General features: G+C 57.5%; 9 protein-coding genes. 8 read left to right on the forward strand and 1 reads right to left on the reverse strand.

Annotated features, from left to right (window positions below):
• Positions 1–140: 140 nt before the first annotated feature.
• The 3 genes from pomA to pyk all read left to right on the forward strand — a co-directional run bounded on the left by pomA (position 141) and on the right by pyk (position 3,288).
• Complete coding sequence (gene pomA / locus ABNS66_RS13330) at positions 141–911, forward strand: flagellar motor protein PomA (protein WP_204995991.1); 771 nt, start codon at positions 141–143, stop codon at positions 909–911.
• Complete coding sequence (locus ABNS66_RS13335) at positions 911–1,768, forward strand: flagellar motor protein MotB (protein ID WP_204995990.1); 858 nt, start codon at positions 911–913, stop codon at positions 1,766–1,768. The genes pomA and ABNS66_RS13335 overlap by 1 nt, the downstream gene beginning before the upstream one ends.
• A gap of 98 nt (positions 1,769–1,866) precedes the next feature.
• Positions 1,867–3,288, forward strand: a complete 1,422-nt coding sequence (gene pyk / locus ABNS66_RS13340; RefSeq protein WP_286837125.1) for a pyruvate kinase — start codon at positions 1,867–1,869, stop codon at positions 3,286–3,288.
• A 37-nt stretch (positions 3,289–3,325) separates the two neighbouring features.
• Here the strand turns inward: pyk and ABNS66_RS13345 are convergent, their stop codons facing one another.
• Entirely contained in the window at positions 3,326–4,105 is a 780-nt protein-coding gene (locus ABNS66_RS13345; protein ID WP_286695916.1) for an SDR family oxidoreductase, read from the reverse strand.
• A gap of 279 nt (positions 4,106–4,384) precedes the next feature.
• On the opposite strand from ABNS66_RS13345, the gene npdG reads away from it, so the two are divergent.
• From npdG to cofG, 5 genes are all read left to right on the forward strand, one after another.
• Positions 4,385–5,059: an NADPH-dependent F420 reductase gene (gene npdG / locus ABNS66_RS13350; RefSeq protein WP_204995987.1), complete on the forward strand. Its 675-nt coding sequence runs from the start codon at positions 4,385–4,387 to the stop codon at positions 5,057–5,059.
• A 9-nt stretch (positions 5,060–5,068) separates the two neighbouring features.
• Positions 5,069–5,839 (forward strand): coenzyme F420-0:L-glutamate ligase, encoded by a 771-nt coding sequence (gene cofE / locus ABNS66_RS13355; protein WP_286837122.1) that lies wholly within the window; start codon positions 5,069–5,071, stop codon positions 5,837–5,839.
• Positions 5,839–6,795, forward strand: coding sequence for a 2-phospho-L-lactate transferase (cofD, locus tag ABNS66_RS13360; protein ID WP_286837120.1), 957 nt, complete (start codon positions 5,839–5,841; stop codon positions 6,793–6,795). The genes cofE and cofD overlap by 1 nt, the downstream gene beginning before the upstream one ends.
• 3 nt (positions 6,796–6,798) lie before the next feature.
• Positions 6,799–7,521, forward strand: a complete 723-nt coding sequence (cofC, locus tag ABNS66_RS13365; RefSeq protein ID WP_286837118.1) for a 2-phospho-L-lactate guanylyltransferase — start codon at positions 6,799–6,801, stop codon at positions 7,519–7,521.
• Positions 7,521–8,480: 7,8-didemethyl-8-hydroxy-5-deazariboflavin synthase CofG (cofG, locus tag ABNS66_RS13370; protein WP_348655349.1), on the forward strand; the 960-nt coding region annotated here is incomplete at its 3' end. The genes cofC and cofG, both read left to right, overlap by 1 nt.

Consider the following 8,480-nt stretch of genomic DNA (forward strand, 5'->3'; position numbering starts at 1 on the left):
GGCAAACCCGTATAGAAAATCTCCGCCTGCAGTCGCAAGCTGTGCAAAACCTCTAAAGGTCTTCTGGCTGCCGCCGATATATGCATTAAGGGGCCAGCTGTCAGGTCGAATTGGCAGAGTCTGTATAGCGGAGAAATATCTTGGATATAGCAACCCTGCTGGGAATGTTTGGCGCATTGGGCGTGATTATTGCGGCCATTGTTTTTGGCGGCAGTGCCGGTGGCTTCGTCGATATCCCCAGTCTGTTGATCGTAGTGGGCGGCGGAACATTTGCCAATCTGGTGAAATTTCCGCTGGATCAAACCCTGGGCGCCTTCAAGGTTGCCTCGCGCGCCTTCTTTCACAAGCCAACCAGCTCATCACAGCTAATTAACGAGTGCGTTGAACTGGCAGGTATCGCGCGCAAAGAGGGGCTGCTGGGTCTGGAGTCGCAGGAAATTACCAATGAATTCCTCAATAAAGGTGTGCAGATGGCCATTGATGGTCACGACCCTGCCTTTGTTAAGCGCTTATTAAACAAAGAAATCAATCTGACGATTGAGCGTCAGGAAATGGGTGAGGCGGTCTTCCGTGGCTTCGGGGACTCCGCGCCGGCAATGGGCATGATTGGTACCCTCGTCGGCTTGGTGCAGATGATGTCCAATATGTCTGATCCCAAGGCGATTGGCCCGGCGATGGCAGTTGCGCTGCTTACTACCCTGTATGGCGCTGTGCTGGCAAATGCTGTTGCGCTGCCAATGGCGGACAAGCTGAATTTCCGTACCCAGGAAGAGCGTCGCAATCGCCACCTGATACTGGAGGCGGTTGACGGCATACAAGAGGGCTTGAACCCGCGGGTGCTCGAATCACTGCTGTCGACCTATCTGCCCGACAATGCCCGCGATAAAGAAGAAAAGGCTGAGGAAGCCTAGTGGAAGACGTCCCCGAGAAAAAAGCGGCGGCCGGAGCGCCTGCCTGGGTACTAACCTTTGCAGACTTAATGTCCTTGCTGCTGGCTTTTTTCGTTCTGTTGTTCTCATTCTCCGAGATGGACAAGCAGAAATTCAAGGAGCTGTCGGGCTCTATGCGCGATGCCTTCGGGGTACAGCGGGAGGTTCCCGCCTTTAAGCCACCGATTGGTACCAGTATTATCGCGCGAGACTTTAGCCCCGGTCGGCCAACGCCAACCGTCGAAAACCAAGTTCGCCAACAAGCCGTCAATGAAATGCGCATCTACGCTGAAATGGCAATTGACGAATCCGAGCGGATTAGCAAAGAGGAGCTGGAGGCTGATCTGCAAAAGGTAAAACGCCACTTGGATATCGAGATTCGCGATGGCTTTGTAGAGGTTGATGATGACGGGGAGCGGGTGATTACGATCCGCATCAAGGAGATGGGCTCGTTTCCCTCTGGCAGTGCCGAGCTCAACAATGACTTTAAACCGGTGATCAATAAAATCGCCGAGTTGGTGGGGGATATTGGCGGCCACGTGGTGATTGCCGGCCACACCGATAATCTGCCAATCAGCACCTCGCGCTTCCGCTCAAATTGGGACCTGTCTTCCGCGCGAGCCGCAACGGTGCTGGAGAGTATTGCAGAGCGCAGTGGCCAGCCAGCCGAGCATTTCCGCTTAGCCGGGCACGCCGATACCCGACCCTTAGATACCAACAGCACGGCGGAAGGGCGGGCGCGCAACCGCCGTGTTGAGGTTATTTTGCTGAGAGGGGGTGTCCACGACTCCGCTGTTGGTCCGGTCTATGGTGGTCGCGAAGCATCGGTGCTTGAGTAGCGCCAGAAATATTCTCTCCTGACGTCGAACCGCAATCTTCGGCGGTGTAACATGGTGAGCGGCAACTTAGCCGTTTCAGGGAGTGTAAAGAGATCACCATGCGTCGTACCAAAATCGTAGCCACTGTCGGTCCCGCCTGCGATTCAGAAGCGCTCTTGCGAGCAATGATATCCGCGGGCGTGAACGTGTTCCGCTTAAATTTTTCCCATGGCAGTGCCGAGGAGCACAAGGCGCGCTGTCAGATGATTCGGGAAATCTCTGCCGAAGAAGACCGCTACGTCGCAGTGCTTGGCGATCTGCAGGGGCCAAAAATCCGTCTGCGCACACTTGCCGTCGATGCCATTGATGTCGCGCCGGGCGACGAGCTTATTCTCGATACTCGCTTAGCGGATGGTGAGGGCGATGAGCGTCATATCGGGGTCGATTACCAACCGCTTGCCCGTTCGGTGGCGGCCGGTGATACCTTGCTTATCGACGACGGTCGGCTGCAATTATCAGTGGTAAGTGTGGAGGGCGAAGCGGTGCATTGCCGAGCGGAGAGCATCGGTATATTGCGCTCGCGAAAGGGAATCAATCGCCTGGGGGGTGGCCTTTCGGCGCCGGCACTGACAGACAAAGACTTAGCCGATATCAAGCACGCAGCGGAAATGGATCTGGATTTCATTGCCATTTCCTTTCCCAGCAGTGCGGCTGATATCAATGATGCGCGGGACAAGCTTCAGAGCGCGGGTTGCCACGCGCAGATCATCGGCAAGATTGAACGCGCCGAAGCGGTTGCCGAGGACGAACATCTCGATGCGCTCATTCGCGCTTGCGATGGCGTGATGGTGGCACGTGGCGACTTGGGGGTTGAAATTGGTGACGCCAGCCTGATCGGCTTGCAGAAGCATATTATCAAGCGGGCGCGGGTGCTCAACCGGCCGGTGATCACTGCCACCCAGATGATGGAATCGATGATCAGCAATCCCATTCCCACTCGCGCAGAGGTGTTTGATGTCGCCAATGCGGTGCTCGATGGTACCGACGCGGTGATGCTGTCTGCCGAAACGGCTGCGGGCCAGTATCCGCTGGAAACCGTTAAGGCCATGTCGAGAAACTGTATGGGGGCGGAGCGCTATCCCTCGGCGCGAAAATCCAGTTACCGGATCGAGCGCAGCTTTGAGTCCGTTGAAGAAACCCTGGCAATGAGTGCCGTGTTCGCCGCCAACCACCAAGTTGGGGTGAAGGCCATTGTGTCCTTAACCGAAACCGGGCGAACGGTGTTGTTAATGTCGCGACTGACCTCGGGCATTCCGATTTTTGCGTTTAGTCGCAATGCCGCAACCTGCCGCAGGGTGAGCCTCTATCGCGGGGTGTTTGCGGTATCCAGCGCAGGACCGTCGCCCGCGGTGCACGACTGTATTGAAACGCTGAAAGCGGGTGGCCATGTCGATGCCGGTGATTTGATCATTATGACCATGGGTGACCAGGTTGGCGTGGATAACCACACCAATACCATGAAGATCGTTCGCGTACTGTAAGCAGGGGCCAGTCTGCTGGCCCCATTCAAGGCATCATTTATTTTTCGTTGTCGGCGTTAGCGGCGTCCAAAAACGCGGGCTTTTCACCGCCGCCGTGCACAGTGAGCGCTGCACCGCTCACGTAGCTGGCCATGTCACTGGCCAGGAATAAACAGGCCTCGGCAATATCGTTGGGAACCGCCATTCGTCCCAGTGGGATCGTTTCGCCCACTGCCGCAATACCGGCTTCGTCGCCGTAGTGCAAATGGGACTGTTCGGTGCGGATCAGGCCGGCAATAATTGTGTTGCTACGCACCTTGGGCGCCCACTCCACGGCAAGGGAGCTGCTCAGGTTCAACAGGCCGGCTTTTGCTGCGCCATAGGCGGCGGTACCCGGCGACGGGCGCTGGGCGCTCACTGAGGCAATATTGACGATGCTGCCGCCTTCCTGCTGCTGCATCACCGCATTGCAGGCCTGGGCAAAGAAGAGTGGCGCGAGCAGATTGAGACGCACGATGGATTCAGAAAACCGTGGCGAGGCGGTGGCCGCATCGGCATAGGGGGCGCCGCCGGCGTTGTTGATCAGCACGTCGATGCGACCAAATTTCTCTTTCACGCTGTCGACAAAGGCCTGGACAGCGTCCGGGTCGCGAACATCCAGCGCGCTGAACCACGCTTCCCGACCCTCAGCACTGGGTAGGCTGTCAGGCTCACTGCGACCGCAGATCGCTACGTCTGCCCCGGCAGCCAAAAACCGTTCGCTGATACCGCGGCCAACACCTTTTCCGCCGCCGGTAACGATGACGACTTTACCCGTAAAATCCAGTGCGTTTTGCATTCCTTTTTACCTACCTTGTGTCCTGTCATGTTAGTGTTTGCAGCGGCTTGGCTTCTTGCGAGCCAATAATCGCCGCGAAATTTTTGGGCGACAGTTTATCGCTTTAGCCCACGATTTAATATGACCGTATTTTTATGCGTAAATGACTTGTTTTGTCAGTGCCAGTTATAGTGCCCACGTTATACTGGCGATCGGTTTGATGTGCTGGGAGCCTGCCGCTGTGTTCGTCAGCGATAGCGTCCAGTCGTGAGTTTCAACATAAAGATAAAGGTATGTGATATGTCCAACAGTGCAGTAATTGCGATTTTAGGCGGTACCGGTAATTTGGGTACAGGCTTAGCCAGACGCTGGGCCCAGGCGGGTTACCGCGTGATCATCGGTTCTCGCACCCAAGAGAAGGCTGAGCAAGCGGTTGCTGAGCTAAAGGCATTGATGGATGAGCGCGGGGTCGACGCCGTCGCAGTCGAGGCGATGGATAATCAATCGGCGGCTGAGGCGGCAGATATTGCCGCATTGACCGTACCTTTTGCCCACCACCGCAGCACACTGGAGTCGCTGCGCGGCGCGCTGCAGGGCAAGATCCTGATCGATGTGACGGTTCCCCTGGTGCCGCCCAAGGTAGCGCGGGTGCAACTGCCAGAGGAAGGCTCTGCTGGACAGATCGCGCAGGAGATTCTCGGCGACGACGTCAAGGTGGTGTCGGCCTTTCAGAATGTGGCGGCCGTGCATCTGCAGGAGGGCTCCGAGCTCGATTGCGATGTCTTGGTTTGCGGTAACAATAAAGAGGCGCGGGCAACGGTTATTAACCTGGTTGAAGCCGCCGGGCTGCGCGGTTTCCATGCCGGCAGTATCGCCAATGCGGCGGCAGTGGAGGCGATGACCTCTCTGCTGATATTTATAAACAAACAATACCAGTGTCATGCGGGCATTAAACTCACGGGTGTCGACGAGTAAGTTGCATAGATGGCCAGTTCGCAATTACAGCTAGTTGCCTTACAGAATTTCCCGCTGGTGGAGCCAGGAGACGATTTGAGCGCCATGGTGGCTGATTCGCTGCTCGGCAATCAGCTAAGCCTGCAAGATGGCGATGTGCTGGTGCTTGCGCAGAAGATCTTCTCCAAGGCGGAAGGGCGCTATGTTCGCTTGTCTGACGTCTCACCCAGTGAAGAAGCGCTGGCACTGGCGCAGCGCTGCGAAAAGGACCCGCGGCAAATGGAGTGCGTGCTCCAGGAGTCACGGGAGGTGCTGCGGGCGCGTCCGGGTGTGGTGATTGTGGAGCATCGCCTCGGGGTGGTTCACGCAAATGCTGGCATCGACAAGTCGAATATCCCCAGTACTGAAGACGACCCCCAGTTGCTGCTATTGCCCATTGACCCCGATGCCAGTGCGCGGCGTTTAAAGGCGGCGCTGGACGCACATTTTTCGGCAAATATTGCGGTGATCATTAACGACAGTGCGGGGCGGGCCTGGCGCAATGGCACGGTGGGCTTTGCGCTCGGCACTGCCGGCTTCGAGGTTGTTGAAAACCGCATAGGCGATGCCGACCTGTTCGGCCGCACTCTCGAAGTAACTGAAATTGCCGTCGCCGACGAGCTTGCTGCGGCGGCGTCTTACCTGATGGGGCAGGCCGATGAGGGCTGTCCGGTGGTGCTGCTGCGCGGTGCTAACTTGCGCCCCTCTGACGAGGGCTCGCAGGGTTTATTGCGCGACCGCGACCGGGATATGTTTCGCTAATGGCGACGTTATCGGGAAAATTTCTCGCACTGAGCGGGGGCGTTGGCGGTGCCAAATTAGTGAGGGGCTTGGCCGAGTGCCTGCCACCATCGCAGCTGCAAGTGGTGGTGAATACGGCCGATGACTTCGACTACTGGGGCTTACGAATTTGCCCCGACCTCGACTCCAATCTCTACGCCCTGGCAGACCTGAATGACGAACAGCGCGGCTGGGGATTACGCGATGAAAGCTGGGTAACGCTGGAAGCGATGCGTCGACTCGACGACGGCCAGTGGTTCCAGTTGGGCGATCGCGATTTGGCGACGCATTTGTACCGCACTCAAGCGCTGGCGGCGGGGCAGTCGTTAACGGATGTCACTCGTGAGTTGGGCGAGCGCCTGGGCTGTCCCGCGGCGCTGCTGCCCATGACCGAACAGCGCGTAGCAACGCGAGTGTTTACTGATATGGGTGAACTCGCCTTCCAGGAATATTTTGTTCGCGAGCGCTGTGAGCCCCGAGTGGAGAAGGTCGTTTTCGACGGCCTTGATACGGCTCAGCTCAACCCGGCGATTATCTCAACGCTTGCCGACCCTGCCTTGCGCGGCATCATTATTTGTCCATCTAACCCATTTCTGAGCGTCGACCCGATTCTATCCTTGCCGGGGTGTCGCGAGGCGCTCATGCAAGTGAACGTGCCGGTGGTCGCTATTTCGCCCATTGTGTCTGGCGCGGCGGTTAAGGGCCCTGCTGCAAAAATGATGCACGAGCTCGATATACCCCGCAGGGCGGCGGCGGTGGCTGAGTACTACGGCGACCTGCTGGACGGCTTTATCATTGACAGTGCCGATGCTCAGCAGTGCGATGACATCGCCCAGACGGGGGTCGCCTGCCGAGCTGTGCCAAGTATGATGACCACTCTTGACAGCAAACGGCGCTTGGCCGAGGAGACGCTGTCGTTGATTGAGGAATTGGTGTAGGCGATGTGGTTAATACTCCCACTGAAGGATTTTGTTAAAGCGAAACAGCGCTTGTCCGGGTGTTTGAGCATATCGGAGCGGCGGGCCTTGTTTCAGCACATGGTGGAAGATGTATTGGCCCAGCTATCGGCAGTCGATGAAGTGGACCAGCTGTTGATTGTGTCTGACGACCCAGCGGCGCATTTGCTTGCCGAGCACTTTCACGCACTTTGCTGGCCGGAATCGCAGCTGGGCAGCGGTTTGAATGCGGTGTTGGAGGCGACCCTGGATCGAATCTCCTCCCTGGATAAGCCTCCGCAGCACGTCATGATTGTGCACGGTGATTTGCCGTTATTGAGCGCGGCTGAGCTGCGTGACCTTATTGCGGTGCAAGGCGGGGCAAGCGAACAAGTGGTTATCGCCACGGATCGCCACGGCGGTGGCAGTAATGTTGTGTTGATGCCCTTAGCAAGCCGAATCCGCTTGCGCTATGGGGAGGGCAGTTTAACTGCCCACACCGCAGAGGCGGCGGCGCGCAATCTGTCGCTTCAAGTGTTCCACGCGCCTGGCCTGGCCAACGATATCGACACCCGTGAGGACCTGCTAGCGCTGGTGAGTGCCGGCACCTCCAGTCGCGCCCCGCAAACGATGCGCTACCTGAGTGAAAGTGGTATTGCGCGCCGCTTATTGCAGATGAATCCTCGTGAGTGCGCGGCGGTTGAGCCGCCGCGAGTAGTGAGAAGCTGATGATGAATTCTATGTCGATTGACGCCCTTCTAGAGACGGCCTTGCACGGCTCGCTCAGCGATGAGCAGGCTCGACAACTCAGTCACTGCGAAGATACCGCCACGCTGGCGACAGCGGCAGCGACTTTGCGAGACCGGGGCTTCGGGAGCGGTGTGAGTTATTCCCGCAAAGTCTTTATTCCCCTTACCCAGTTGTGTCGCGACGTTTGCCACTACTGCACCTTCGCCAAAACCCCCAAGCGTATCGAGCAGGCGTATATGCCGGTCGAGCAAGTGATTGAGCAGGTGCGTCAGGCCGAAAAACTGGGTTGCAAAGAAGCCTTGTTTACCCTGGGTGAGCGCCCTGAGCTGCGTTATAAGGCCGCGCGTGAAGCGCTCGCGGAGATGGGATTTGCAAGCACCCTGGAATATCTCGCCCATGTTGCGGGGCGGGTCTTGGCGGAAACATCGGTTCTACCTCATATCAATGCGGGCTGCATGAGCGAAGATGAGATTGCTCTGCTGCGTCCGGTCTCTGCGTCTATGGGCATTATGTTGGAGTCGGCATCGGAGCGCCTGTGTGAAAAGGGTATGCCTCACTACGGTTCGCCCGATAAAACGCCTGAGGCGCGATTGCAAACCCTGCGCCGCGCTGGCCAAGCGAGGGTGCCGTTTACCTCGGGCATCTTAATCGGTATTGGCGAGACCCGTGCTGAGCGCATTGATTCTCTGCTTGCCCTGCGAGACGTTCACCGCGAGTTTGGCCATTTGCAAGAAGTGATCGTGCAGAATTTTCGCGCCAAGGAAGGCACTAAAATGGCGTCGGCACCGGAGCCCGATCTCGATGACTTGCTATGGACGATCGCCGTCGCTCGGTTGATATTTGGGGCGGAAATGAGCATTCAAGCGCCGCCAAACCTCAGCCCCGGTGTGCTGCCGCAGATCGTTGCTGCCTGGATCAAAGACTCGGGCGGCGTGTCG

It is taken from the genome of uncultured Spongiibacter sp. (assembly GCF_964011655.1).
Classification (GTDB): Bacteria; Pseudomonadota; Gammaproteobacteria; order Pseudomonadales; family Spongiibacteraceae; genus Spongiibacter; species Spongiibacter marinus.